Consider the following 22,815-nt stretch of genomic DNA (forward strand, 5'->3'; position numbering starts at 1 on the left):
GATGCCGAAGCAGCGAACGATCATTGTGATCCCCTCCCTGAGAGCCTTCGAGCGGCGCGACGGCCACCTCGGCCGCCAGATCGCGCAGCGCCTGCGTGATGCCGTGGCGAGTGGCGAACTGAAGCCAGGAGAGCGGCTTCCATCGACCCGCACGCTGGCTGCCTCCCTTGGGGTTGCCAGAGGGTTGGTGGTCGAGGCGTTCGACCAGCTCAGGGCGGAAGGCTACCTCGACGCGCGCGTCGGTGCGGGTACCCGTGTCGCGTCGACGCTCAGCGACGAGCCGCTGGTCACGCCGCCAGAGTCGAGCCTACATCTGATATCCTATGAAATGGTCTTGCCGCCTGCGGCGGAACGACTGGCCGCCTTCGCCCGTGCCGTCGCGTCACAGCCCCAGGTTCCCTTCGCGGTCGCCGTGCCGGCGGCCGGCATTGCCCCCGACGACACGTGGCGAAAGCTCGGCAATCGTGTCCGGGCTTCCAGTCGCTCCGCACCGGCGGGCTACGCCGATCCGTACGGACTACCCGCGTTGCGAGCGGCAATCGCCGATCACGTACGCCGCGCACGCGCGGTTCGGTGCGGAATGGAGAACGTCATCGTCACGTCCGGCACCCAGCAGGGCCTCTACATGGCCGGTCGGGTGCTGCTGTCGCGCGCCGATGCGGTCTGGGCGGAGGACCCGGCCTATCCGGGCTTGCGGGCCGTGTTGGAAGACCTCGGCGTCCTCACGCACCACCTGCCCGTGGATGAGCAAGGCCTCGACGTGCAACGCGGCCTATCAATCTGCGCGACGGCCCGCGCCGCCTTCGTCACCCCCTCTCATCAATATCCGGTCGGGATGCCGATGAGCATGGCCCGGCGCCAAGCCCTCGTCGCGTGGGCCGAGCGTAATCAGGCTTGGATCGTGGAGGACGATTACGACAGCGAGCTGCGCTACGCGGGGCATCCCTTCCCGGCCATCCAGGGGCTCAGCCCAGCGCGGGTCATCTACCTCGGCACCTTCAGCAAGGTGCTGTTTCCTTCGCTGCGGCTTGGCTACGTCATCGCGCCGAGTCCGCTGGTCGAGGCGTTCGCCGGTGCCCGAGCGATGCTCGACCGACACTCCCCCACCGCTGATCAGCACCTGCTGGCCGCCTACATGCAGGACGGTTCATTCGAGGCCCATGTCCGGCGCATCCGCGGCCTCTATGCCGAGCGCCGGGCCGTGCTGCTGGAAGCGCTCACGCCGGCCCTGCCGGAGGGCTGGTCCATTCAGCCGAGTGACCAGGGCATGCACATCGTGCTGTGGCTGCCGGAAGGGGCGGACGATGTGCAGGTTGCTGCCCGGGCGCAGGCCATCGGTTTGGTGATGCGTCCGATCTCGCCGATGTACGCCGAGCTACCCGGACGTCCGGGACTGATGCTCGGCTTCGGCGGTTTTCTGCCCGAGCAATTGCGCGACGCAGTCAGGCGACTCGCTACCCTATTCGTGCTGCCTCCGCTGTAGCTCGTTCAGGATAGCCTGTGCGAGCTGATGTAGGCAGCTTCCGCTTAGAGCCTCATCCACTCCCGAGCAGCCGTTCTGCCTTCCACCCACCCCGGCCGTAGAGCAGACGGACGGGTCCCGACCCAACACAGTCATTAGGATCACCATCAGCGCTTCCCGAAAGCGGCCATTCGTCGGCCGTCCGGCAAACTCGGCTCGGGATGGGTAACGGACCTTGACCTTCTGCCCCGAAGCGGACACCGAACCATTGGAGTGCAGCAGTCACCGTCTACCGGCAGAGGCCAAGCTGCCTCTGTCAATGATCTCGACCGCGCCACGACGTAGCTCGACCAGACCAGCCTCTGCCCATTGCGCCAGAATGCGACTCACCACCTCGCAGACGCTGCCGATGTCAGTAGCTATTTCCTGGTCAATCGAAAGACTGGCGCCATGGACCTGATCAAGGGTGAGAGCCGCAAGGTCGATAGGATCTCGTGCCGCAAGCACGACAGCCTCATCCCGATTCCAGTGGACGAGCGTCCGGCGAACGAATTCTGAGTGACCCGTTCTGGCTCCGAACGCATCTGAGGAGGCGGGTATCCCTGACGTAGCTAATTCGCGCATGCCCTTGCGCTTGCGTTCCGTCACGCACCTGATCGCCGCCACCGTCCTCCTGCCCCTGGGCATCCTGCTCCTCGGCCTGTGGGAGCAGGAGCGGGCCGGCGCCGATTGGGCCGACCTCGTCGCCGAGCGGGAGCACCTGACCCGGATCGTCGCGGATCTGGAGGCGCGGGCGCCGCCGGACGGGCGCCCCGATTTCCGGATGCAGTTCCGCCGCAACGGCAAGGGTTATGGCGGTCCACTTGCCCTGGTTCAGGCCCGGGCGGCCCGGGACGAGGTCGCGACCCTGACGACGGTCATGGACTGGCGCCGCCTGCTCCCGCCCGTGGTCGTCGCGGCCGGGGGGGGCGCCGCACTACTGTCGATCCTCGTGCTCCTCGCCGGCGCCGCTCTCGGGGGGCTGGGGCGGGCCTCGCGCGACGCGCTGGTGGCCGGTTTCTCGTGGATGCGCCGCCTGCTGCCGCCGGTGCTCGCCCTCCAAGTGCTCTTTACCACGGCGGGCTTCGTCGCCGCCGTGGTCTTCGAGGCCGGGTTGCTGGCACGGCCCGGGCTGGGCGGCAGCGAGATCAAGATGCTGTTCGTGGCCGTCGTCGCCATCGGGGCGGTCCTGGTCGCGGCGGGCGCCACAGTGCTCGGCCTGCGCCGTGCGCTCTCCGCCTTCGAGCCCGACCCCCTGTCGATCTTCGGCCGGGTCGTCTCGCCCGCCGAGGCGCCGGGCCTGTGGCGGCTGATCGAGGGGCTGGGTGACCGGCTCGGGGCGTTGAAGCCCGAGGCCGTGGTGGTCGGCCTCACGGGCGGCTTCTTCGTCAGCGCCGGTCCTGCCGTGGTCGAGCCCGGCGGCGCGCCGCTGACGGGCCGGATCCTCTACCTGCCGCTGCCCTACCTTGCCCTCCTGCGGGGCGACGAGGTGGCGGCGATCATCGGCCACGAACTCGCCCACTACGCCGGGGGCGACACCGTCTACAGTCAGCGATTCCTTCCCATCTACGCCGGCGTCGGGCGCTCCCTCGACGCGGTGGCGGAGGGACATGCCGGGTCCTTCGGGCTGCTCGGTCCGTCCCTGCGCCTCGGCGTCTTCGTCATGGAGAACTTCCACCTCGCCGTGCGCCACTGGAGCCGGACCCGCGAGTTCGCTGCCGACGCGGCGGGCGCCGGCCCGGTCTCCGTCGACGCCGCCGCGCGGGCGCTCCTGCGCACCGGGGCCGTGGCCCCCCGCATCGCCGAGACCTTGGACGCCGCCGCCGAAGCGCCCGGGTCCGCCCCGGCCGACCTCGTGGCGGCGAGCCTCGACCACGCCATCGCGCGCGGCCTCGACGATCCGGCGACGCATCTCGAGGCGGAGCAGGCCCACCCCACCGACACCCATCCGCCGACCCGCGAGCGCGTGGCAGCTTTGGGACGGACCCTCGATACCGAACTCCTGGCCGCCGCGGCCGCGGTGCCACCCCCGCACGCGCTCGGCCAGCTCGCCGCCTACTTCGCCGACCCCACCGGCCTCTGCCGCGCGGCGACGCACGACTTCCTCGACGCGGTGCGGACCCGCGACGCGGCGTTCCGCGCGCACCTGGAGGCGACGGTGGCGGAGATCGGCACCGAGGCACGGGTGCTGCGCGAAAGCACCCGCCCGGGGGCCATCGCCCTCCTGGTCGCCGGCGGCTTCTTCATCGGGGTCGCCCTCCTGTGGCTCGCCGCCGGCCTGCCCGGCCTGTCCGCCAGCCAGGCGGGGGCCGTTATGGGGGTGGCGCTGGCCTGCGGGGCGGTCCTCGGCGGCATTGGCGGTTTCCGGCTGTGGCGGGGCGAGCGCACGACGATGATCCTGAGCCCCAATTCCGTGGCGGTGCCCGGCCTCGACCGGCCGATCTCCTGGGACAGCATCGCCGACCTCGACATGACGACCCGGCAGAACGGCGTCGTCACCCGCCTCCTGCTGCCGCCGGAGGCGCCGTTCCCGCAACGGGTGCCGGGCGGCCGCAAGGTGAAGCTCGATGCGGGCCGGCGTATAGTCACCATCACGGCGGGCCTGCCGTACCGGATGTCTGTACAGGACTTCGCCGGCCTCATCGGCCGCTACCGGCAGGCGGCGCAGGCGCGCCGTGTCCTGGCCGAGACCGCGGCGGCCTCCGAATCCTCCCAGACTCCCTTGATCCCGTGAGGTTCCGAGCATGAACACCGCCGCCGACCGCCCCGAGCCCCTGCGCCTGCCGCCGCCCCGCCAGGGCTGGGGCAACATCTTCTGGACCCTATTCGGCCTCGTGGCGCTAGCGGCCCTCCTCGTCGCATGCGCCGTCTACACGGCCCCGCCCGTGATCTCGGATTGGCAAATCCGGGACACGGCGCGCCCCGTCGCCGCCGCGCGGGTGAGCGACGGCAAGTGCAGCGCCAAGATCGTGCTCCATCTCTGCGACATGACCCTCACCCTGCCCACGCCGACGGGCACGGTGGTGCGCCGGATCAATACCGTGTTCACGGGCATGCACGTGGGCGATTACAGCGTCCGGGTGCTGGCTGATCCGGCCCGGCCCGACCTCGTCACCACCGATCTCGCCCTCGACCGCCTGTGGAACCGCACCGTCACGCTTCTAGTCATCGCCGGGGCGCTGGCGGTCATCATCGTCGCGGCCCTCGCCGCGATGGTGCGCAACCGGCGCGCCGGCGCGATGGGCTAACGCGGTCGCGGCCCGGGCGGATCGCTCCGAAACACGAGGGATAAGGACCAGCACATGATCGTCTTCTGGACCGGGCGCGGCTACTGGGTCGTCCTCTTCGTGGCGCTGGCGATGTTCCTGCCCCTGATCGTCCTGCGGCAGGTCGACGGGCCGGAAGTTGACAGGGCGGTCTGCCTCACCATGAGTCTCGCGGCGCTCGCCGTCCTCGGTCTCGGATGGCGCTGGAACCACGGCACGACCTTCGGGCCGGCCGGGCGCGACCACGCCTTTTGGGGGCTGCCGATGCAGGTCTGGGCCGTGCCGATGCTCGTGTTCGCGGCCCTGCTCGGGACCGGCACCATCACCACGGCGGAGGCCTCGCGCGCCCGCCCTTCCCTCCAAGAACCCGGCGGCGTTGTTCGGTAAATCTCAGCCCCGCGACACGAAAAACCAGTTCGGCGCGAGGCGGCGGTCGCTCTCGGCCCCGGAGGCGGCCGGAAACACGTCGTCCGGCCGGTACACGAACGACGTGCCCCAGGGCGTGCCCCCCGGGATCGGTTCGTCCAGGCCGATCTCGCCGCCGGGACCGCGGGTGAACCCCGCGAGCCCGAGGCGTTCGAGGGCGTCGCAGATGGCGCGGTAGCGGTCGTAGGGAACCCCGAGTTCCCGCAGGACGTCGATCTCCCGCAGGCTGTCCGTGTCGCGCGCGTCTTGCGGGCGGTACGGGGTGACGCGCTGGCCGTTGACGAGGCGGGTGCTCTCCCACCACGCCGTTCGCTCCGCCTCCGCCGGAGGATCGTCCCGCCCGCGTTCGAAGGACACCAGGGTGGGCATGGCCGCGATCTCCGCCACCACGGCGTCGAGCCGCGATCGGTTCAGTACGAAGTAGCCCGTCGTCGTTCCGAACGCCGCCCAGATCACGGCAGCAGAGAAGACCGCCAGGGCCAGGAAGGCCGCGACCCGGCGCTTCGCCGCGCGGGCGAACGCCGGCACCGCGACGACGGCCGCGGCGATCCCCGGGGCCGGCGCGTAGGCGACGAGGGCCCAGCCGAACACGACGACACCGCAGCCGCCGACGATGAGGGCCGCCCTTCGCGTCCCGTCGGACCGAGGGGCAATCATGGCGGGACGATCATCGCCGAGAATCCCCGACCAGAATCCTCGAACGGCGCCGTCATCGAACGGCCGCACGGTCGATGCGGGCGCGTCGCGCCGGGAGGTGCCGGCCCAGGAGCACGAGGCCGAGCCAAGCCAAAACCCAAGCCAAAACCCAGGCCGAAAACCACGCTGCGAGCCAGATCTCGTACAGGTGGGCGTCGAGGGCGGCTTCCCCATCGAGGCCGAGCCAGCGCGCGAGCCCGTGCGGGACCGGAAGGTCGGTCCAGAGGAAGACGCGCAGGACCGGGATCGAGAGCAGGCCGACGGCGAGGACGAGGCCGGCCGCCCGGTAGAGGGACCGCGACGCGCCCTCCAAGGTGCCGACGAGGCCGCCGACGAGGGCCGTGCCGAGCCAGAGTTCGACGGGCCGCAAGGTCGGATCGGTTCCGGGTTCGGCGGGCAGGAGGGGAAACAGCAGGAAGACCGGGGCGAGGCCGAGCGCCAGCAGCAATCCGAGGAGCGGAACGTGCAGCAGCCGCAAGACGCGTCGGCGGACCGGATCGCCGGCGTCGGGCCCCCGCTCAGCTGTCCGCATCGCGCGCCCGGTCGAGGGCCTTCGGGACGGCGGGGTCGCCCCGGTAGCGCCGTCGCAGGGTCCGCTCGTCCGCCTCGGCGTCGTCGCAGCGCAGGCGCTTCACGGCCGCCGCGATGGCCCGGCCGCGCGCCGCGTCCGTGGCATCCTCCCCGCCCCAGTGGTTGCAGTCCCGCAGCCGCGTCACGTACGCCGTCACGTCGCCCGGCAGAGCGGGCTCGGCCCGGACGGCGAGCGGCCCGAGGAGCGGCGCGGCGAGAAGCGTTGCGAGCGGCCCGGCAGAACGCTTGGCTACCTTGGAGAGAACGGTCCGCATGGCTCTCCATCCTGCCTTTCTTCGGGCGTCCCACGCCGTATACAGGGAACCCGCATGAGACGCAGCCTTCTCCCCGCCGCCCGCTTCGCGCTCCTCGCAGCGTGCCTCCCCGCCCCGTCAGTGGCGGCGGGATGGGAGGCGGCGCGGTTCGAGTCGCCCGCGAAGACCGAGACCGCGACGTCTGGAGAGGGCAAGATGTCGGGGGAGGGCAAGCAGATCACCTGCACCACCTACCGCGATCTCATGGTGCGCGAGAGCGACGCCGACACGCCGGACCCCGAGGACGCGACCCTCGTGCCCCTCGCGAACGGCGCCGCCCCCGCCTGCGCCACCGCGCCGGGGCCGGGTGCGCGCATCCTGGCGACCGCCGGCCAGCGCTTCCTCGGCCGCACGGGCGGGTTCCTCGTCTTCGAGCAGGCGAGCACCAACGGCACCGTCCCGTTCGCGGTGCTCGACGCGGGCACGGGCCGCACCCTGATCCGGGACACGACCGCCTAGGCCGGCATCGACACCTTCGCGGTTGCGGACGGGACCCTGCGGCTCGGGTTCCAGCGCGGTGTGCAGGGGGCCTGCTCGATCCCGAAGCACGGCGCCGCGTGCTGGGCGCGGATCGCCCGCGACGGGCCGCTTCCACCCGCCGTCGCGGCGCTGCCGGCGCCCGTGAAGGCCTGCGCCGGGAGTTATCGGGCCGGAAAGGCCCCGAAGGACACGCCCAGCATCGTCTCGTTTCCCGTACAACTAACGGGGACCGCCCCACCCACCGTCGAGGCCGGCGGCCCGGTGCGCTGCGCCCCGACACCGTGAAAGCGATCTTCCCGTGAGGGCGGGTCTCACTTTGACAGCGTGCCCGCCCCGTCATTGAACCGTCACGCCAAGCCCGCATCCGGGGCCGTCCTACCGAGGAACCGCCGTATGATCTCTCGCCGTCACGCCCTCGCCGCTGCGCTCGCCCTGTCGGTCCTGTCCGCCCCCTCGGCCATGGCCGAGCCGACCATCGGCCTCGCCGAGCGCCGGGCGATCGCGGCCTACCGCCAGGACCGCTACAGCGCGCAGGAGAAGGCGATCCAGGAGGCGGCGGGCTTCGCCGTGCCGGTGGAGGTGGCGTGGGACGACCTCACGCTCCCGGGCGACGCCAAGTACTATTCCGACCCGGACTATTTCGAGAAGACGATCTTCGAGCCCCTGGCCGTTGGGCTGAAGGAGGTGGCCAAGGACAAAATGGGCCGCGACGCCCTGGCCGCGAAGCTCAAGACCATCCGCGTCCGCTTCGACGAGAACACCGCGCCGGCCTCGAACTACGCCAAGCGCCTCACGTTCGACGGCGGGGTCCTCGACGTGAACTGGCGGCCGTTCACCAACGTCGCCGACTCGAAGGACCGGGTCGAGGCCGTGGTGAAGCTGCTGGAGAAGGGCCTCTGACGGTGCGTGGCACCGCCCTGAGCCTCGCCGCCCTGCTCGCCGCCTGCGGCGCGGCGGCGGGTGAGCCGGCCGCCCGGTCCGGCACCTACGACAGCCTGACGCTGGCGATCTCCGGCGATGCGGTGGCGGGGGTCTTCGCCGAGCAGCGGGGGGCGGTCGATGCCGGTAGCCCGCAATTCGCCTGCGTCTTCCTCCTGCGCGGCACCCTCGCGGGCGACCGGGCCAAGGTCGAGACGTGGTTTCCCGACGAGCCGGAGCGCATCCCGGGGGACCTCGCCTTTACCCCCGACGGCGCCGCCCTGACCCTCGTGGAGGATCACGGCGGTTGTTCGATGACCACGGGAACCATGGTGGGGACCCCCTACGCGCTCTCGCGGCGTGCGGCAGCGACCCCGTCCGGATGGATCGGCGTCGGCCTCGTGACGGCCGAGCGCACGGCCTTCCGGCCGGAACCCGGCCCGGCTCCGGCCCGAGCGCCCTACCTCGTCCGGCTCGATCCCGTCGCGGTGCTGGAGCGGCGGGGCGCCTGGGTGCGCGTGCGCTACCGGGGGGAGAAGGCCCCGGTCATCGGCTGGCTGCCGGCGGCTGACCTCGCCGTGGTGACTCCCTGACCCCCTCGCCGCTCGAACGGGCCGAAGGCCCGCCCCCGACCACAGGATGTCCCATGCGCCGAACGCTGTCCCACACCCTCCTCCCGCTGATCCTCGTGACCGGCCCGGCCGTCGCCCAGGCCCCGGCCGCGCCGCCGCGCCCGGCCACGACCTGGGTGCCGGTGGAGGAGCCCATGAGCGCGCTCCTCAACGGCGGCCACCGCATCGTCTCCGCCTCCGGTCCGAGTTTCACCCTCGAGCGGGGCGGCAAGTACGTGGTCTGCGAGGTGCGGCCGGCGGGTGGGATGCGCGGGGCATCCGAGACCACCTCGACCTGCCACCGCGTGAACTGAGGCCGGTGCGATGGAAGTCAGGGACGCCTCCCTTCGCGCGCGGTTCGACGCCCTGTGGGCGCGTACCGTCGGCACGCCCGGCGCGGCGGCGTGGCGGGCCCTCGACGCGGGCTACGGCGCGGCGGACCGGCACTATCACGGCTGGCCCCACGTCGCGGCGCTGCTCGCGGGGCACGATTCCGTGCGGGCGCATCCCGATTTCGCCGGCCTCGACGGCGACGCCATCGATCTCGCCATCGCCTTCCACGACGCCGTCTACGACACCGCTCGTGACGACAACGAAACCCGCAGCGCCGACCTGCTGCGTGCCGAGGCGGGGCCGGCGTCCGGGGATGCGCACGTCCGTGCCGCGATCGCGATGATCCACGCGACGGCGGCACACGGCCCGAGCGCGGAACCGGCGACCCGGCTCCTCCTCGATCTCGATCTCGCCGTGCTCGGTGCGCCGCGCGCCGTCTACGCGGCCTACGCGGCGGCGATCCGCCGGGAATACGCGGCCGTTCCCGAGGCGGTTTGGCGGCTCGGGCGCGCCCAGGTCCTCGACCGTTTCCTCGCCCGGCCGCGCCTCTACCAGACTGACCTCTTCCACGACCGCTTGGAGGCCGCCGCCCGCGCCAACGTTGCGGCGGAAGCGGCCGGGCTCCGTGCCGGCCCCCCGGAATAGGGACGTCCCGCATGCGTCCCTCGCGACGCGTGGCGCTCCTCGTTGCGCTCCTCGGCCTGCCCCTCGTGCTCGCGGCCTTTGCGGCAGAGGGCCAGTTCGGCACCACGCGGTACCGCCTCATCGGGACCGCGTACGCCGTGCCGCACGCCTACGAGTTTTCCCGAAACTTCCGCCTACCCTGGCTCGACGCGCTCCCGGGGCTCGGCCGGGAGCCGGCGGACGCGCTCTGGCTGATGCTGCCCGCCACCGAGGTCGCGGCGGGCCTCGCCGGCTACAGCCCCCTCAGCCACGACCATGCCGGCCCGTTCGCCACCGACCTCGTGGTCCACGTCGTGGGCGACCCGGACGGTCGCCACTTCGCATTCCGCCACGCCCGGCAATGGGGCACTTTCGACGCGCGGCTGGCCGAGGGCGCACCGTGGCGGCCCGACCCGTACGGCGGCGAGCGCCTCGTCTATTCCGAAGGCGTCGACCACCGGCGCTTCTACCGCCTCCCGTCCCAGCAAGCGGCACGGCCGGCCGACCAGACGCCGCACAGCTGCCTCGCCTCGGACACCTCGGACGGGCGCGAGGTCTCCACCTGCACCTACCTCGTCCACCGCGATGGCCTGACCTACGATTTCTCCCTGCGCCCAGAGAACCTCGACGTGGCCGACCGCGTGCCGGCCTACGTCCTGGCGCGCCTCGCGGCCTGGAAGCGGTAGGCGCCGGCCCGGGAGGAGGCTCTATGATCCGACGCTACCCGGCCTACCGGTAGCGCCTGCGCCAGGACCATCCCTCGAACGTGGCGGCCGGGCTCGCCCTCGTAGCGGGCGTCGCCGCCACCATCTCGGTCATCGGCTGCCTCGTGCCCGGACCACACGGCCCCACCCGTGCCCAACCCCTCTACTGGCTGTCGATGCTCCCCCTGGTCTGGTGGGTGAACGGCCTGGTGCGGTTCGAGCCGCGCGCGGTGCGGAACTGGCGCTCCACCTTGGCCCTGGCCTGCCTCGGCGCCGGCGCGTGTCTCGCGGCGGCCCTGTGGCGGGCGGAGGACTGGACGCTGCCCGCCCTCGGCTGCGCCGTCACCCTCGCGAGCGCGGGAGCGAGCCTCGCGGTCCACCGCGACAGTCTGGTCGCGCGCAAGGGGCCGGCGCGCTGAGCGCCACGGACCCGTCAGCGCCGGCGGATCGGCCGCAGGGGGCCGTGAAAGAAGCTGGGCTCCATCCCGATGGCGGCGGCTCGCTCACCGATCACGGCGAGGCCGCCCAGCAGCCCCGCGATGGGGGCATCCAGCAGGCCGGGATGGTTGAGGGCCTTGCCGATCTGGCGGCCCTCCCACCAGAATTCCGCGAAGAGCAGGGCGAGGAGGCCGAGTAGCCCCCAGGTCACCAGGCCCTGCCCGAGGAAGTAGACGCCGTAGGGCGGCGACAGGATCGTGCTGAGCTTGGCCAAGCCGATCACCCCGGCAAAGCCCAGGACGAGGATCAGGAGCAGGCGGACCAGCAGGCGCCGATACAGGCGCAGGGCCAAGTCTAGTTCCTCCACGGAGGAGTGGTCGAGCTTCAAGGACATCTAGGTTCCTGACATGCGGTTCTTCCGCCTGATCCGGTCCGGGAGGTGTGGCTGACGGGCGGCCGCCCCGCAACCGGCACCGGGGCGGGTGACATCCCGGGGCCGGACGCCCATGCTCGTTCGCCGATGCAAGGAGCCCGAACCGTGCTGGCGATCCTGGACCGCTTGTTCTCCCGATCCGCCAGACCTGCCCCCGCGACGGGCCGCCTCAAGCCCGAGCAGGCGGCGGCGATCGCGGCGTGCGCCGCGGCGGGAACAGGCACAGCCACCACCGGCACGGCCGTGCCGACCCGGACGGACACCGGCCTCGTCTGGGATGTTTGCGAGGTCGCCTACGGCAGCGGCTGGCGCGTGTTCGTGGACGACGCCGCGGGCGCGCCCGGCCCGCTCGGGCGCTGGGGCCTCAGGTGAGCCTGAGGGCACGGGGAAGAGTGCTCGGTGCGCTCGCCCTCCTGGGGCTTGCGGCCGGCCTCGCGCCGCAGGCCGTGCAGGCGCGCGCCGGGGCGCCTACCCACTGGCCTGCCGTGACGTCCACGCGGATTTCGCCCGCACGGAGCACTGCGCCCGCCGCGCGGGGGACTTCGTCCGCATCGACCCCGTCCGCCTCGCGCGCATGCCGTTCCGGGGTGGGGTGACGGAGATCGTCGTCGATGGAGTCGGCTCGCTCTGGGCGCGCCGCGACGGGCTGGCGCTGCCGGTGTTCCCCCTCGACAACGGGCCGGATCCCTTCGCGCAGGGGTTGGTGCGCGCTCGTCACGCCGGCAAGGTCGCGTTTCACGATCGGCGCCTGCGCCGGGTGCTGGCCACGAATTTCGACTGGTCGTTCCCGTTCAACGCCCGCGGCGAGGCCCTGGTTTGCCAGGGCTGCCGCTCGGACGGGCGCGAGCCATCCGCCATGGTCGGGGGCCGATGGGGGTTGATCGACCGGCGCGGCCGGCTGACGAGGCCGTTGGCGGAAGGCCGAGGCGCCGCCCGGCGCTACTTCGACTGGCCCCGATGAGGAGCGGACGACGCGATCGCGATCCCGCGCAAAGGTTTAGCGACCGCTCTCCGTCCGTCCTCATTAATAGACGCCGGTGCTACCCGTGGAACGTACGCTCCTTGACGTCAACCTGCTCGTCTCCCCGCAGACTTACGGAGGCGTAAGGACGAGCGTTTACCTTGAAGGAGACATCAGTCCTGTCTTCAGCGATCTTCGGCTGACCTCAGCCTGGACGCACCCGACTCTCATTCTTATGGCAAGATTCTAGATCGCGTACCGAGCGGTTGTAGGTCTCGTTGAAGCGTTGCGCCGGTTGGCTCGGATCACTCTTGGCGCGAATGTCCCGGGCGACGTCCCGGCCATGCCCAATCACGCTTGCAACCGTGTCGGTGTAGACGGTGCAGGATGAGTTCGCCTTCGGGCTCATGCCGTCGAGAACCGTGCCGAGGTGGCGGTTGGCGTTCGAGACCTCGCCGAGTGCGGTCAGGAAGGGAGCGACATCCGCCTTCGGTCCCAGTGCCTCGAACCGCCGGACTGCGCGGCGCAGGGTGAGGCTGGTGGAGAGGAGGCGCCGTGCCGGCGCATCCTCCGGCAGCGCCGCCAGGCGGAGCTCATCCCGGGCGATCTCGCGCTCGAACAGGGCCGTGCCATACGCGTCCATCGCCTTGGCGGCCGCGTCGACTCTGGGAACGAGGATCGCGTGCTGCTCGCGGGCGAACTTGAAGCCATCCTCTTTGAACTCGCGTGTGGTCTGATAGCGCGTGAGCGCCTTCAGGATGGGATTGACCTCACGCAGGGCTGCCAGCAGCCGGGAGGCCTGAGCATCCACCTCTGGCACGACGCCCGGCAAGGCAACGGCCTTCTCCAACTCGTCGATGACCCCATCGAAATCCACGATGCCGAAGTGGTACCAGGCGTTGGCGCCGAACTTCGTTCCGAGCTTGAGCACCCGCTCGTTGTCGCGCCGGTAGTCGGCCAACTGCTGCTCCAGGGGATGCGACCGGACGAGGTGGTTCTGGGCCTCGGTGTAAGCATTGGCCTTTGCCAGCGCCTGAGCCTCGGGCGTCGGCGCCGGGCGGGCGGTCGCCCGAGGCGAGCCCGGCGGTGGCGGCGGGCTCTGCAACAGGGCCTGTGAGGCCGCGGGTGCGGCGGGAAAATCGCATTTGAATGCGTCGACCAAGCTTTTGCGCACGGCCTCATGAGCCTGGGCGCACTGATAGGCCACGGTCGGACGCGCCGCCTCGTTGCGCAGGACCGAGTCGCGGAAGCTCTCGCGCATCGTGTTGATGCCCTGGCGGATGCCGGGGCGAGCGGCTTCCGGTACGCCGGGGCTGGCCGCGCATTGGGCATAGGCTTCCAGGAAGGCGTCGCAGCTCTCGACGCCCACCGGTGTCACCGGCGTGACCGCCACCACGGGTGTGGCCGAGATCCCCGACAGGAGGGCCAGCGCACAGGCCGAACGGTGAGACATGCCGAGCTTTCTCGTGGAGGCTGTGCTGCGCATTCTGGTCCTCGAAGTTGAAGCGCTTGGTCATGGAACGACGACGCTAGGGATTGCGGATGGCGACATGGACCTCGTTGCATCGATCAAGTCGGGATTGTAGCCGAGAAGATGGTCCGAACCCTCCTCGGCGATGCCTTTCCTCATAATTACGTGGGCCTGGCTGGTCTCCGCCGGGGTTCTTCATCCCGGGGTAGATCGGCAATGCTGGATGACCGCTTTGTCGATCTGCCGCCAATCAGCGGACAGACCGCAATCCACCCAACTCGGACATCGCGACAGCCAATCCGATCGCGGTCAGATTCCGGTTTCCTGCGCTGCGTCCAAACACGAAAAAGGGCGGCTCCCGCAGGAACCGCCCTCTTCCAAACCGTCGATGAGACCGCGGATTAGCGCTTCGAGAACTGGAAGCTGCGGCGGGCCTTCTTGCGGCCGTACTTCTTGCGCTCGACGACGCGGGCGTCGCGGGTGAGGAAGCCTTCGCGCTTGAGCGGGGCGCGCAGCTCCGGCTCGTAGTAGGTCAGCGCCTTCGAGAGGCCGTGGCGCACAGCGCCGGCCTGGCCCGAGAGGCCGCCGCCGGCGACCGTGACGTTGATGTCGTACTGGTCGACGCGGCCGGCGATCTCCAGCGGCTGGCGCAGGATCATGCGCAGCACCGGACGGGCGAAGTAGACCTCGACCGGACGCTTGTTGATCGTGACCGTGCCGTTGCCCGGCTTGATCCAGACGCGGGCGACCGCGTCCTTGCGCTTGCCGGTGGCGTAGGCGCGGCCCTGGGTGTCCAGCTTCTGGACGTGGACCGGCGCCTCGTTGGCGGGATCCACCGCGCCGGTGTTCGCCCGGTTGAGGTCGGCGAGGGACTGGAGGGTCGCCATGATCAAGCGCTCACGTTCTTGCGGTTGAGGGCGCCGACGTCGAGCGCCTGCGGCTGCTGGGCCACGTGCGGGTGCTCGGCGCCCTTGTAGACGCGGAGGTTGCCGAGGATCTGCCGGAAGAGCGGGCCGCGGGGCAGCATGCGCTCGACGGCCTTCTCGACCACGCGTTCGGGGAAGCGCCCTTCGAGGATGAACTTGGCCGTGCGGTCCTTGATCCCGCCCGGGTAGCCGGTGTGGTAGTAGTAGCGCTTCTGGACGTACTTGCGGCCGGTGAACTTCACCTTGTCCGCGTTGACGACAATCACGTGGTCACCGCAATCGACGTGGGGCGTGTAGGCGGCCTTGTGCTTGCCGCGCAGGCGCATCGCGACGATCGAGGCGAGGCGGCCGACGACGAGGCCCTCCGCGTCGATCACGATCCACTTCTTGTCGACCTCGGCGGGCTTTAGCGAGGTGGTCTTCATGGTGAGATCCCAGGGTTCCGATGCGCCGGAACCCCGACGGATCGGGACGCGGACAGCCTCGGGGTGCCGAAAAACGAGCCGCCGCGTGGGGAGCACGCGGCGGCGACGGCCGGTGGATAGCCGGGGATGCCCGCTCCGTCAACCGACAAAATCGAAATCCCGAAAACGCTTTTCGCTGGAATGACTTCGCCTTAGCGGTATCATGATACCGCGTCCCTCACTCCGGGCGTTTGCCCCGCTCGGCGATGGTGAGCCTCTGGACGCCCCGGCCCGCCAGAACCGGTTTCTTCGCGGTGATGATGCGGGAGTTCACCCCGGTCCAGCCGATCTCCCCCGAGAGCCGGCCGTACTCGATCTTCGGGCAGCGGTTCATGATCACCGCGAGGCCGCGGGCCTCGGCCCGGGCGGCGGCGGCGTCGTCGCGCACGCCGAGCTGCATCCAGATCACCTTCGGCGGCGGGTCGAGGGCGAGCGCCTCGTCCACCAGCGGGCCGGCGGCGGCAGAGTTGCGGAAGATCTCGACCATGTCGATCGGCTCACGGATCTCGGCGAGCGCGGCCGCCACCCGCCGCCCGAGCAGCTCCTGCCCGGCGAGCCCGGGATTGACCGGGATGACCGCATAGCCCCGGTCGAGCAGGTATTTCAGCACGATCCAGCTCGGGCGGGCCGGGTTCGCGGAGGCGCCGACCAGCGCGATCGTGCGCGTGTCGTTCAGGATCCTGCGGATCTGCGCCTCTGGATAGCGCGTGTGCCGGCCGGCGAAATCCGACCCCGGCTCCTCGGTGACGCTGGTCTCTTGCATGTCGCGGATCCGCTCCCGCCGCATCATCGCAGGGCCGGCGGCCGTGCGGGTTCACATCTCTCTATAACCGCCAGACTTCGTGCCCCAGCGCCCGGAACGCGGCCGGGTCGTAGAGCGCCTTCACGTCCACGATCAGGCCCCCGGCCTTGAGCCGGGCGGCGATCTCCTCTGGGGGGCGCTCGGCATAGTCCCGGTGCGGCACCGCCACCACGACGGCGTCGGCCTGGTCGGGCAGATCGGCCCAGTCGATCAGGTCGATGCCGTACGCGGCCCTGGCCTCGTCCTTGCGCGCGCGGGGATCGTGGACCGAGACGGCGCAGCCGAACTCCGCCAGCTCCCGGACCAGGTCGGCCACCTTGGAGTTGCGCAGGTCCGAGCAATTCTCCTTGAAGGTCAAACCCAGCACGATGACCTTGGCGCCCCGGGCACCGCCGCCATTGCGGGCCCCCTGCCGGACGATCAGCTTGACGGTCTTGCGGGCGACATGGGCCGCCATGCTGTCGTTGATGCGACGCCCGGCCAGGATCACCTGCGGATGGTGGCCGACCATCGCGGCCTTGTGGGTCAGGTAATAGGGATCGACCCCGATGCAGTGGCCACCGACCAGCCCCGGGCGGAACGGCAGAAAATTCCACTTGGTGCCGGCGGCCCGCAGCACCTCCAGGGTGTCGAGGTCGAGCTTGTCGAAGATCTGCGACAGCTCGTTCATCAGCGCGATGTTCAGGTCGCGCTGGGTGTTCTCGATCACCTTGGCGGCCTCCGCGACCCGGATCGACGAGGTCGCGTGGATCCCGGCCTCGATGATCGTCCCGTAGAGCGCGGTGAGCCGGTCCAGGGTTTCGGGCGTGTCGCCGGCCACGATTTTCACGACCTTGGCGAGGCTGTGCTCCCGGTCGCCGGGATTGATCCGCTCCGGCGAGTAGCCGACCCAGAAATCAGTTTTCCAGCGCAGGCCGGAATGCCGCTCCAGCACGGGCACGCAGACCTCCTCGGTGGCGCCCGGATAGACCGTGGATTCGAACACCACGGTCGCCCCGGGCCGCATGTGCCGCCCGACCAGCGCGGAGGCCTCGGTGAGCAGGCTGAAATCCGGGCTCTGGGCGTCGTCGACCGGCGTCGGCACCGTGACGATGATCACGTCGGCCCTCGACAGGGCGGCCGGGTCGTCGGTGATCGACAGGTACTGGGCTGCCCGGAATGCCCCCGGCTCGATCTCGCCGGCCGGGTCGATCCCGTCCCGGTAGGCCGCGACCTTGGCGGTCGCGCGCTCGTAGCCGATCGTGCGCAGGCCCTGCCCGAACGCCAGGGCGAGCGGCAGCCCGACATAGCCCAGGCCGACGATGGCCACGCATGTTTCTTCGGAGGGAGTGACGTCCATCGTGATGCCGTGCGGGGCGCGTGCCGCCCGGATCGGGTCATACCTGTTCCGGGCGGGTTTCGGTATGCGGGGTTGGGCCAGCGACGGTGCATCGCCTTCACGGCAGTCGCGCTCCCTCCCCACCCCACGGGGAGGGAAAGGCGCGCGTGGCCTGCCGCCGCCTTCACCCCACCGACATCCGCAGCGGCGGCACCACCTCCGGCGGCAGCGGCGAGACGTAGCCGGCGGCGCCGACCCGGCGTGCGAGGTCGGCCTTGGCGGCCTCGCGAAGGGCCGGATCGGTGAGCGCCAGGGCGCCGGTGGCGGCCATCGCCTTGGCGACCTGAACCATCGCCTTGTGGGCGGCCGGGCTGCGGCCCTGGGCGACCACCTGCCAGGTGTGGAACGGGGTTCCGATCGCCACCGTGGGCGCGTGGGCCTGCACGGTCGGCACCACCCAGCTCACGTCGCCGACATCGGTGGAGCCCACCGCCGGGTTGCGCGGAGCGTCGCGCGGGACCAGGAAATCGGCGAGCGGTGCCTCCGTACGGGGCAGCCCGATGGCGCGGAACACGGCATCGATGTCGCCGTCGCTGAGCGTCCCCCGGATCGCGCCGGCGAAGGCCCGGTCGGCCTCGTCGAAATGCGGGGGGCCGAGGTCCTCCATGACGCCGTGGAGCGCCCGCTCCAGCGGGTCGTTGCCCAGGAGGTTCGACACCGCGCTGACGATCCGCACCTCGACGCCGGTCTCGGTCATCAGGGCGGCGCCCTCGGCCACCTTCTTCACCCGCTCGACCAGGGCGAGCATGCCCGGGAGGTCCCGCGCTCGGATCGAGTACCGCACCCGGGCGCTCGCCTGGACGACGTTGGGGGCGATGCCTCCGGCGTCGAGATAGGCGTAGTGCACCCTTGCGTCGGAGGGCATGTGCTCGCGCATGTAGTTCACGCCGACGCTCATCAGCTCCACCGCGTCCAGCGCCGAGCGGCCGAGATGCGGCGCGGCCGCCGCGTGGGCGGTCCGGCCGGTGAAGATGAAATCCGCCCGGGTGTTGGCGAGCGCCACCGGGGGCGCCACCTCCCAGAAGCTGCCGGGGTGCCAGGAGATCGCGATGTCGGCATCCGCGAAGGCGCCCTCGCGGACCATGAACGCCTTGGCGGCCCCGCCCTCCTCGGCCGGGCAGCCGTAATAGCGCACGCGGCCGGGGGTGCCGGTCTCGGCGAGCCAGTCCTTCACGGCGGTCGCGGCCAGCAACGCCGCCGCCCCGAGCAGGTTGTGGCCGCAGCCATGGCCGTGGCCACCCTGCTCCACGGGCCGGTGCTCGGCGATCCCCGCCTCCTGCGACAGTCCTGGTAGCGCGTCGTACTCGCCCAGGAAGGCGATGACCGGACCGCCCTCTCCCGCCTCGCCCATCACGGCGGTGGGGATGCCGGCGACCTGCTCGGTGACGCGGAAGCCTTGATGGCGCAGCTCCGCCGCGTGCTCGGCGCAGGAGCGCTCTTCCGTGTAGCAGACCTCCGGCATGCCCCACACGCGTTCGGACAGGGCGATCAGCCGCGCCTTCTGCGTATCGACGTGGCGCCACACGGTGTTGCGGTTGTCCATCTCGTCGTCTCCGAGCGTGTCTCGCGTTGATGCGCATCCATAGCGGGTGCGGCGGCCTGCGTGTCGGGCCCCGTCATGCAGGCCCGGGGCCAGGCTGCCGAGCCCCGGCGACGACGTTTCGCCCCAAGCGTAACTGGCGCGCCCCTTGCCAAGGGCCTTGCCAAAGCCGCACCCAGAAGGATGCTATGCGGGTCGCGGCGGCAATCAGGGATAGGTGCATGGACGAGCGGGATCTGCGCGGGCTCATCGGGCAGGTGAAGGTCGGCCGCTTGTCGCGGCGCGGCTTCGTGCAGCGGATGCTGGCCGTCGGCCTTTCCGCGCCGATGGCGGGGCTGATGCTGGCAGGCAACGGGGTGGCGATGGCCGCCGACATCCGGGGCGGCTACAAGGCGGCGAAGGCTGGCGGCGGCGGTGCGCTGCGCTTGCTCTGGTGGCAGGCGCCGACCCTGATCAACCCGCATTTCGCCATCGGCACGAAGGACCAGGAGGCCTCGCGGATCTTCTACGAGCCGCTCGCCGCCTGGGACGCGGACGGCAACCTCGTGCCGGTGCTGGCCGCCGAGATCCCGTCCAAGGAGAATGGCGGGCTGGCCGCCGACGGCCGCTCGGTGGTCTGGAAGATCAAGCCGGGCGTGACGTGGCACGACGGCAAGCCGCTCACCGCCGACGACCTCGTGTTCACCTGGGCCTATGCCCGCGACCCCGCCACCGCGGCGGTGACGATCGGCTCCTACAAGGATTGCACGGTCGAGAAGGTCGACGACCTCAGCGTCCGGATCCTGTTCGACAAGCCGACGCCGTACTGGAGCGATGCCTTCGTGGGTACCGTCGGCATGGTGATCCCCAAGCATCTGTTCGCCGCCTATACCGGGGCCAAGTCCCGAGATGCGCCGCAGAACCTCGCCCCCGTGGGCACCGGGCCGTACCGGTTCCTCGAGTTCCGGCCCGGCGACATCGTCCGGGGCGAGCGCAACCCGAACTACCACCTGCCCAACCGGCCCTACTTCGACACCATCGAGATGAAGGGCGGCGGCGACGCGGTCTCGGCAGCCCGCGCGGTGCTCCAGACCGGCGAGTACGACTACGCCTGGAACCTGCTCGTCGAGGACGAGGTGCTCAAGCGCCTGGAGACCGGCGGCAAGGGCCGGGTCGACGTCGTCTACGGCGGCAAGCTCGAGTTCCTGCTGCTCAACACCACCGACCCGAACATCGAGGTCGACGGCGAACGCTCCTCGCTCAAGACCAAGCACCCCGCCTTCTCGGACCCGAAGGTCTGCCACGCGATGAACCTGCTGGTCGACCGCAAGTCGATCCAGGACTACATCTACGGCCGGACCGGCCGGGCCACGGCCAACTCGGTCAACGGCCCGGAGCGCTTCGTCTCCAAGAACACCCGCTTCGCCTTCGACCCGGCCAAGGCCAACGCGCTCCTCGACGAGGCCGGCTGGGCGAGAGGCTCGGACGGCGTGCGGGCCAAGGACGGCAAGCGCCTGAAGCTGCTGTTCCAGACCTCGATCAACGCCCCGCGCCAGAAGACCCAGGCGATCATCAAGCAGGCGGCGGCCAAGGCCGGGATCGAGATCGAGCTGAAATCGGTCACCGGCTCGGTGTTCTTCTCCTCCGACACCGCCAACCCGGACACGTTCCCGCATTTCTACGCGGACATGGAGATGTACGCGATCAGCATGACCCAGGCCGATCCCTCGACCTGGCTGCTCCAGTACGTCTCGTGGGAGGCCGCCACCAAGGACAACAAGTGGCAGGGCCGCAACATCGCGCGCTGGCGCAACGCGGATTACGACGCCGCCTACAGGGACGCCCAGGCCGAACTCGACCCGGTCAAGCGCGCCGCCCTGCTGATCAAGGCCAACGACCTCGCGGTCTCGGAGAACATTCTGCCGCTGATCCATCGGGCGGAGGTCTCGGGGGCCGCCGCCAAGCTGGTGGCCCCGCGCAGCGGCTGGGACAACGACTTGGCGTTCCTGCCCGAATGGAGCCGGGAGGCCTGAGCGGGAGCCGCGCGCCATGGGCGCCTACATCCTGCGCAGGCTCCTGATCGCGATCCCGAGCCTGCTCGGGATCAGCCTGATCCTGTTCGTCGTCCTGGCCCTTGCCCCGGGAGACCCGTTCGGCGAGCTCGCCGCCAACCCGAACGTGCCCCCGGAGGTCCGCGCGGCCCTGCGGCTCAAGTTCGGGCTCGATGACCCGATCTTCACCCGCTACCTGCGCTGGCTCTGGGCGATGCTGCACGGCGACTGGGGCTTCTCCTTCGCCAGTCGGGTGAACGTCGACACGTTGATCCTGCAGCGGCTGCCGACCACGCTGTTCGTGGTCGGGTCCTCGCAGGTCCTGGCTCTGCTGGTGGCGGTGCCGGTCGGGCTCTACGCCGCCCGCCGGCCCTACTCGCTGGCCGACCAGGTCGCCAACACCCTGGCCTTCGTGGGCTTCTCGCTGCCGACCTTCTTCACCGGCCTGTTGTTCATCCTGCTGTTCTCGATCAAGCTCGGCTGGCTACCTTTCGTCTACCAAGCCGACCTGCCCGGCACGGGGCTGGCCTGGGCCTGGGAGAGCGTGCGGCAGGCGATCATGCCGGTGGCGGTGCTGGGCTTCTTCCAGGCCGCCTCCTACACACGCTACGTGCGCGCCTCGGCGCTGGACGTCGCCCGCCTCGACTACGTCACCACGGCCCGGGCCAAGGGGCTGACCGAGGGCACCGTCACCCGCCGGCACGTCGCCCGCAACGCCCTGATCCCGGTGGTGACCCTCGTCGCCCTCCAGATCCCGGCGGTGTTCGGCGGCGCCATCGTCACCGAGCAGATCTTCCGGATCCCCGGCATAGGCTCCCTGCTGATCGACGCGATGCTGGCCAACGACACCCCGGTGGTGATGGCCGTGACCTTCGTGTTCGCGGGCCTCGTCGTCCTGTTCAACCTCGTCGCGGACCTGCTCTATGGCTGGCTCGACCCTCGCATCGCCCTCCGTTGAGGCGTCCCCCCTGGCCCGCTCCCCGGCCTCGCCTGGGCGGGAGACCTGGCGGCGCTTCCGCCGGCACCGGCTGGCGCTGGCCAGCGTCGCCGTGCTGGCGGTGCTGGTCGGCGGGGTGTTGTTCGGCGGCCTCGTCTGGCCGCTGGCCATCGACGACATCGACTTCTCGGCTCAGCTCCAGGGGCCGTCCTGGGCGCACCCGTTCGGCACCGACGACCTTGGCCAGGACCTGCTCGCCCGGATGATCTACGGCGGCCGGATCTCGCTCGCGGTCGGCTTCGCCGCCATGGCGGTGGCAAGCCTGATCGGGGTCGTGGTCGGGGCGCTGGCCGGCATGTCGCGCCGCCTGCTCGATCCGGCGCTGATGTGGTTGACCGACCTGTTCCTGTCGCTGCCGCAGCTGCCGCTGCTGCTCTTGGTGATCTACTTGTTCCGCGACAGCCTGAAGGCCGTGTTCGGGGTCCAGGGCGGCGTCTTTCTCATGATCGTCGCGGTGATCGGCGGCCTGCGCTGGATGCCGGTCGCCCGGCTGGTGCGGGCGCAGTTCCTCACGCTGCGCGAGAAGGAGTTCGTCGAGGCGGCCCGCTCGCAGGGCGCCACCACCGGACACCTCGTCCGCCGCCACATCCTGCCCAACGCCCTGGGGCCGGTGATCGTGGCCGCCTCCATCGAGGTCTCGGCGGCGATCATCGCGGAATCGACGCTCTCGTTCCTGGGCCTCGGCTTCCCCCCGGACATCCCGACCTGGGGCAGGCTGCTGTTCGACGCCAAGGACCATCTCGACGTCGCCCCGCACTGGGCGCTGTTCCCCGGCGGCGCGATCTTCCTGACCGTGCTGGCGATCAACTTCATCGGCGACGGCCTGCGCGACGCCCTCGACCCGCGCCGGGTTTTCTAACGGGCACCTCCGCCGTAGGGCTCCGCCCTGCACC

At 70.8% G+C, this 22,815-nt stretch carries 28 protein-coding genes; 17 read left to right on the plus strand and 11 right to left on the minus strand.

The window, feature by feature from the left end; all coding sequences use genetic code 11:
• Position 1 precedes the first annotated feature (1 nt).
• Complete coding sequence (gene pdxR / locus ACYQPG_RS19925; protein ID WP_461231571.1) at positions 2 to 1,483, plus strand: MocR-like pyridoxine biosynthesis transcription factor PdxR; 1,482 nt, start codon at positions 2 to 4, stop codon at positions 1,481 to 1,483.
• Between the two features lie 261 nt (positions 1,484 to 1,744).
• On the opposite strand, the gene ACYQPG_RS19930 is transcribed toward pdxR, so the two are convergent.
• A complete protein-coding gene (locus tag ACYQPG_RS19930) occupies positions 1,745 to 1,948 on the minus strand; it encodes a helix-turn-helix domain-containing protein (RefSeq protein ID WP_461232484.1) in 204 nt (67 codons plus the stop codon).
• Positions 1,949 to 2,084: 136 nt separating this feature from the next.
• Here ACYQPG_RS19930 and ACYQPG_RS19935 point away from each other — a divergent pair, with 136 nt between their 5' ends.
• Genes ACYQPG_RS19935 through ACYQPG_RS19945 form a run of 3 tightly spaced genes read left to right on the plus strand, consistent with a single transcriptional unit; the run spans position 2,085 to position 5,154 of the window.
• Entirely contained in the window at positions 2,085 to 4,235 is a 2,151-nt protein-coding gene (locus ACYQPG_RS19935) for a M48 family metalloprotease (protein WP_147940053.1), read from the plus strand.
• A gap of 10 nt (positions 4,236 to 4,245) precedes the next feature.
• Positions 4,246 to 4,749 (plus strand): hypothetical protein, encoded by a 504-nt coding sequence (locus ACYQPG_RS19940; RefSeq protein WP_056186785.1) that lies wholly within the window; start codon positions 4,246 to 4,248, stop codon positions 4,747 to 4,749.
• Positions 4,750 to 4,803: 54 nt separating this feature from the next.
• Positions 4,804 to 5,154, plus strand: coding sequence for a hypothetical protein (locus tag ACYQPG_RS19945; RefSeq protein WP_147830653.1), 351 nt, complete (start codon positions 4,804 to 4,806; stop codon positions 5,152 to 5,154).
• Positions 5,155 to 5,157: 3 nt separating this feature from the next.
• On the opposite strand, the gene ACYQPG_RS19950 is transcribed toward ACYQPG_RS19945, so the two are convergent.
• The 3 genes from ACYQPG_RS19950 to ACYQPG_RS19960 are packed head-to-tail and all read right to left on the minus strand — an operon-like array spanning position 5,158 to position 6,734.
• Positions 5,158 to 5,850 carry a hypothetical protein gene (locus ACYQPG_RS19950; protein WP_461231572.1) on the minus strand — a complete coding sequence of 231 codons (693 nt, stop codon included), beginning with the start codon at positions 5,848 to 5,850 and terminating at the stop codon, positions 5,158 to 5,160.
• A 52-nt stretch (positions 5,851 to 5,902) separates the two neighbouring features.
• Positions 5,903 to 6,421, minus strand: a complete 519-nt coding sequence (locus ACYQPG_RS19955) for a hypothetical protein (RefSeq protein ID WP_147940052.1) — start codon at positions 6,419 to 6,421, stop codon at positions 5,903 to 5,905.
• Complete coding sequence (locus ACYQPG_RS19960) at positions 6,408 to 6,734, minus strand: hypothetical protein (protein WP_147830646.1); 327 nt, start codon at positions 6,732 to 6,734, stop codon at positions 6,408 to 6,410. The genes ACYQPG_RS19955 and ACYQPG_RS19960 overlap by 14 nt, the downstream gene beginning before the upstream one ends.
• A gap of 54 nt (positions 6,735 to 6,788) precedes the next feature.
• Here ACYQPG_RS19960 and ACYQPG_RS19965 point away from each other — a divergent pair, with 54 nt between their 5' ends.
• The 7 genes from ACYQPG_RS19965 (at position 6,789) to ACYQPG_RS19995 (ending at position 10,901) form a co-directional block, all read left to right on the plus strand.
• Positions 6,789 to 7,232 carry a hypothetical protein gene (locus tag ACYQPG_RS19965; protein ID WP_246692782.1) on the plus strand — a complete coding sequence of 148 codons (444 nt, stop codon included), beginning with the start codon at positions 6,789 to 6,791 and terminating at the stop codon, positions 7,230 to 7,232.
• A gap of 414 nt (positions 7,233 to 7,646) precedes the next feature.
• Positions 7,647 to 8,153, plus strand: a complete 507-nt coding sequence (locus tag ACYQPG_RS19970; RefSeq protein WP_461231573.1) for a hypothetical protein — start codon at positions 7,647 to 7,649, stop codon at positions 8,151 to 8,153.
• 2 nt (positions 8,154 to 8,155) lie between these two features.
• Positions 8,156 to 8,764 (plus strand): hypothetical protein, encoded by a 609-nt coding sequence (locus tag ACYQPG_RS19975; RefSeq protein WP_187193635.1) that lies wholly within the window; start codon positions 8,156 to 8,158, stop codon positions 8,762 to 8,764.
• Positions 8,765 to 8,817: 53 nt separating this feature from the next.
• Positions 8,818 to 9,096, plus strand: coding sequence for a hypothetical protein (locus ACYQPG_RS19980; RefSeq protein WP_147908967.1), 279 nt, complete (start codon positions 8,818 to 8,820; stop codon positions 9,094 to 9,096).
• A 10-nt stretch (positions 9,097 to 9,106) separates the two neighbouring features.
• A complete protein-coding gene (locus ACYQPG_RS19985) occupies positions 9,107 to 9,760 on the plus strand; it encodes an HD domain-containing protein (protein ID WP_147940049.1) in 654 nt (217 codons plus the stop codon).
• An 11-nt stretch (positions 9,761 to 9,771) separates the two neighbouring features.
• Entirely contained in the window at positions 9,772 to 10,464 is a 693-nt protein-coding gene (locus ACYQPG_RS19990; RefSeq protein ID WP_461231574.1) for a hypothetical protein, read from the plus strand.
• A gap of 80 nt (positions 10,465 to 10,544) precedes the next feature.
• Positions 10,545 to 10,901 carry a hypothetical protein gene (locus tag ACYQPG_RS19995; RefSeq protein WP_147940047.1) on the plus strand — a complete coding sequence of 119 codons (357 nt, stop codon included), beginning with the start codon at positions 10,545 to 10,547 and terminating at the stop codon, positions 10,899 to 10,901.
• 14 nt (positions 10,902 to 10,915) lie between these two features.
• Here the strand turns inward: ACYQPG_RS19995 and ACYQPG_RS20000 are convergent, their stop codons facing one another.
• Complete coding sequence (locus ACYQPG_RS20000; RefSeq protein ID WP_147940046.1) at positions 10,916 to 11,314, minus strand: ABC transporter ATP-binding protein; 399 nt, start codon at positions 11,312 to 11,314, stop codon at positions 10,916 to 10,918.
• A 144-nt stretch (positions 11,315 to 11,458) separates the two neighbouring features.
• On the opposite strand from ACYQPG_RS20000, the gene ACYQPG_RS20005 reads away from it, so the two are divergent.
• Positions 11,459 to 11,725 carry a hypothetical protein gene (locus ACYQPG_RS20005; RefSeq protein ID WP_147940045.1) on the plus strand — a complete coding sequence of 89 codons (267 nt, stop codon included), beginning with the start codon at positions 11,459 to 11,461 and terminating at the stop codon, positions 11,723 to 11,725.
• Between the two features lie 202 nt (positions 11,726 to 11,927).
• Entirely contained in the window at positions 11,928 to 12,314 is a 387-nt protein-coding gene (locus ACYQPG_RS20010; protein WP_461231575.1) for a hypothetical protein, read from the plus strand.
• A gap of 205 nt (positions 12,315 to 12,519) precedes the next feature.
• Here ACYQPG_RS20010 and ACYQPG_RS20015 read toward each other — a convergent pair whose 3' ends face one another.
• The gene (locus ACYQPG_RS20015) at positions 12,520 to 13,767 is read right to left on the minus strand and encodes a DUF3829 domain-containing protein (RefSeq protein ID WP_461231576.1); all 1,248 of its coding nucleotides are present in this window, start codon (positions 13,765 to 13,767) and stop codon (positions 12,520 to 12,522) included.
• On the opposite strand from ACYQPG_RS20015, the gene ACYQPG_RS20020 reads away from it, so the two are divergent.
• The gene (locus ACYQPG_RS20020; RefSeq protein WP_274533107.1) at positions 13,766 to 13,900 is read left to right on the plus strand and encodes a hypothetical protein; all 135 of its coding nucleotides are present in this window, start codon (positions 13,766 to 13,768) and stop codon (positions 13,898 to 13,900) included. The two genes, ACYQPG_RS20015 and ACYQPG_RS20020, sit on opposite strands and share 2 nt — an antisense overlap.
• 286 nt (positions 13,901 to 14,186) lie before the next feature.
• Here the strand turns inward: ACYQPG_RS20020 and rpsI are convergent, their stop codons facing one another.
• The 5 genes from rpsI to ACYQPG_RS20045 all read right to left on the minus strand — a co-directional run bounded on the left by rpsI (position 14,187) and on the right by ACYQPG_RS20045 (position 18,898).
• A complete protein-coding gene (gene rpsI / locus ACYQPG_RS20025) occupies positions 14,187 to 14,672 on the minus strand; it encodes a 30S ribosomal protein S9 (protein ID WP_147908961.1) in 486 nt (161 codons plus the stop codon).
• Between the two features lie 2 nt (positions 14,673 to 14,674).
• A complete protein-coding gene (gene rplM / locus ACYQPG_RS20030) occupies positions 14,675 to 15,136 on the minus strand; it encodes a 50S ribosomal protein L13 (protein ID WP_147855873.1) in 462 nt (153 codons plus the stop codon).
• Positions 15,137 to 15,353: 217 nt separating this feature from the next.
• A complete protein-coding gene (locus ACYQPG_RS20035) occupies positions 15,354 to 15,938 on the minus strand; it encodes a CoA-binding protein (RefSeq protein ID WP_147940042.1) in 585 nt (194 codons plus the stop codon).
• 61 nt (positions 15,939 to 15,999) lie between these two features.
• A complete protein-coding gene (locus tag ACYQPG_RS20040; protein WP_147940041.1) occupies positions 16,000 to 17,316 on the minus strand; it encodes a nucleotide sugar dehydrogenase in 1,317 nt (438 codons plus the stop codon).
• Between the two features lie 163 nt (positions 17,317 to 17,479).
• Complete coding sequence (locus ACYQPG_RS20045) at positions 17,480 to 18,898, minus strand: M20 family metallopeptidase (RefSeq protein ID WP_461231577.1); 1,419 nt, start codon at positions 18,896 to 18,898, stop codon at positions 17,480 to 17,482.
• Positions 18,899 to 19,116: 218 nt separating this feature from the next.
• Between ACYQPG_RS20045 and ACYQPG_RS20050 the strand changes: the two genes are divergently transcribed.
• From ACYQPG_RS20050 to ACYQPG_RS20060, 3 genes are read left to right on the plus strand one after another with little or no spacing between them, the layout of a single operon-like run.
• On the plus strand, positions 19,117 to 20,907 hold the full coding sequence (locus ACYQPG_RS20050; RefSeq protein WP_419828638.1) for a peptide ABC transporter substrate-binding protein: 1,791 nt from the start codon (positions 19,117 to 19,119) through the stop codon (positions 20,905 to 20,907).
• Positions 20,908 to 20,923: 16 nt separating this feature from the next.
• Complete coding sequence (locus ACYQPG_RS20055; protein ID WP_147940038.1) at positions 20,924 to 21,883, plus strand: ABC transporter permease; 960 nt, start codon at positions 20,924 to 20,926, stop codon at positions 21,881 to 21,883.
• Complete coding sequence (locus ACYQPG_RS20060) at positions 21,849 to 22,781, plus strand: ABC transporter permease (protein ID WP_147940037.1); 933 nt, start codon at positions 21,849 to 21,851, stop codon at positions 22,779 to 22,781. The genes ACYQPG_RS20055 and ACYQPG_RS20060 overlap by 35 nt, the downstream gene beginning before the upstream one ends.
• Positions 22,782 to 22,815 lie beyond the last annotated feature (34 nt).

This window comes from Methylobacterium sp. CM6246 (assembly GCF_054818005.1).

Coding starts and splice junctions, on each gene's coding strand:
- rpsI (WP_147908961.1), bottom strand. CDS start 14,672: ATGGCGACCCTCCAGTCCCTCGCCGACCTCAACCGGGCGAACACCGGC.
- ACYQPG_RS19985 (WP_147940049.1), top strand. CDS start 9,107: ATGGAAGTCAGGGACGCCTCCCTTCGCGCGCGGTTCGACGCCCTGTGG.
- rplM (WP_147855873.1), bottom strand. CDS start 15,136: ATGAAGACCACCTCGCTAAAGCCCGCCGAGGTCGACAAGAAGTGGATC.
- pdxR (WP_461231571.1), top strand. CDS start 2: ATGCCGAAGCAGCGAACGATCATTGTGATCCCCTCCCTGAGAGCCTTC.
- ACYQPG_RS20035 (WP_147940042.1), bottom strand. CDS start 15,938: ATGCAAGAGACCAGCGTCACCGAGGAGCCGGGGTCGGATTTCGCCGGC.
- ACYQPG_RS19955 (WP_147940052.1), bottom strand. CDS start 6,421: ATGCGGACAGCTGAGCGGGGGCCCGACGCCGGCGATCCGGTCCGCCGA.
- ACYQPG_RS19940 (WP_056186785.1), top strand. CDS start 4,246: ATGAACACCGCCGCCGACCGCCCCGAGCCCCTGCGCCTGCCGCCGCCC.
- ACYQPG_RS19950 (WP_461231572.1), bottom strand. CDS start 5,850: ATGATTGCCCCTCGGTCCGACGGGACGCGAAGGGCGGCCCTCATCGTC.
- ACYQPG_RS19980 (WP_147908967.1), top strand. CDS start 8,818: ATGCGCCGAACGCTGTCCCACACCCTCCTCCCGCTGATCCTCGTGACC.
- ACYQPG_RS20055 (WP_147940038.1), top strand. CDS start 20,924: ATGGGCGCCTACATCCTGCGCAGGCTCCTGATCGCGATCCCGAGCCTG.
- ACYQPG_RS19960 (WP_147830646.1), bottom strand. CDS start 6,734: ATGCGGACCGTTCTCTCCAAGGTAGCCAAGCGTTCTGCCGGGCCGCTC.
- ACYQPG_RS20050 (WP_419828638.1), top strand. CDS start 19,117: ATGGACGAGCGGGATCTGCGCGGGCTCATCGGGCAGGTGAAGGTCGGC.
- ACYQPG_RS19970 (WP_461231573.1), top strand. CDS start 7,647: ATGATCTCTCGCCGTCACGCCCTCGCCGCTGCGCTCGCCCTGTCGGTC.
- ACYQPG_RS20000 (WP_147940046.1), bottom strand. CDS start 11,314: ATGTCCTTGAAGCTCGACCACTCCTCCGTGGAGGAACTAGACTTGGCC.
- ACYQPG_RS20015 (WP_461231576.1), bottom strand. CDS start 13,767: ATGTCTCACCGTTCGGCCTGTGCGCTGGCCCTCCTGTCGGGGATCTCG.
- ACYQPG_RS20040 (WP_147940041.1), bottom strand. CDS start 17,316: ATGGACGTCACTCCCTCCGAAGAAACATGCGTGGCCATCGTCGGCCTG.
- ACYQPG_RS20045 (WP_461231577.1), bottom strand. CDS start 18,898: ATGGACAACCGCAACACCGTGTGGCGCCACGTCGATACGCAGAAGGCG.
- ACYQPG_RS19990 (WP_461231574.1), top strand. CDS start 9,772: ATGCGTCCCTCGCGACGCGTGGCGCTCCTCGTTGCGCTCCTCGGCCTG.
- ACYQPG_RS19965 (WP_246692782.1), top strand. CDS start 6,789: ATGAGACGCAGCCTTCTCCCCGCCGCCCGCTTCGCGCTCCTCGCAGCG.
- ACYQPG_RS19935 (WP_147940053.1), top strand. CDS start 2,085: ATGCCCTTGCGCTTGCGTTCCGTCACGCACCTGATCGCCGCCACCGTC.
- ACYQPG_RS20010 (WP_461231575.1), top strand. CDS start 11,928: ATGCCGTTCCGGGGTGGGGTGACGGAGATCGTCGTCGATGGAGTCGGC.
- ACYQPG_RS20020 (WP_274533107.1), top strand. CDS start 13,766: ATGCCGAGCTTTCTCGTGGAGGCTGTGCTGCGCATTCTGGTCCTCGAA.
- ACYQPG_RS19945 (WP_147830653.1), top strand. CDS start 4,804: ATGATCGTCTTCTGGACCGGGCGCGGCTACTGGGTCGTCCTCTTCGTG.
- ACYQPG_RS20060 (WP_147940037.1), top strand. CDS start 21,849: ATGGCTGGCTCGACCCTCGCATCGCCCTCCGTTGAGGCGTCCCCCCTG.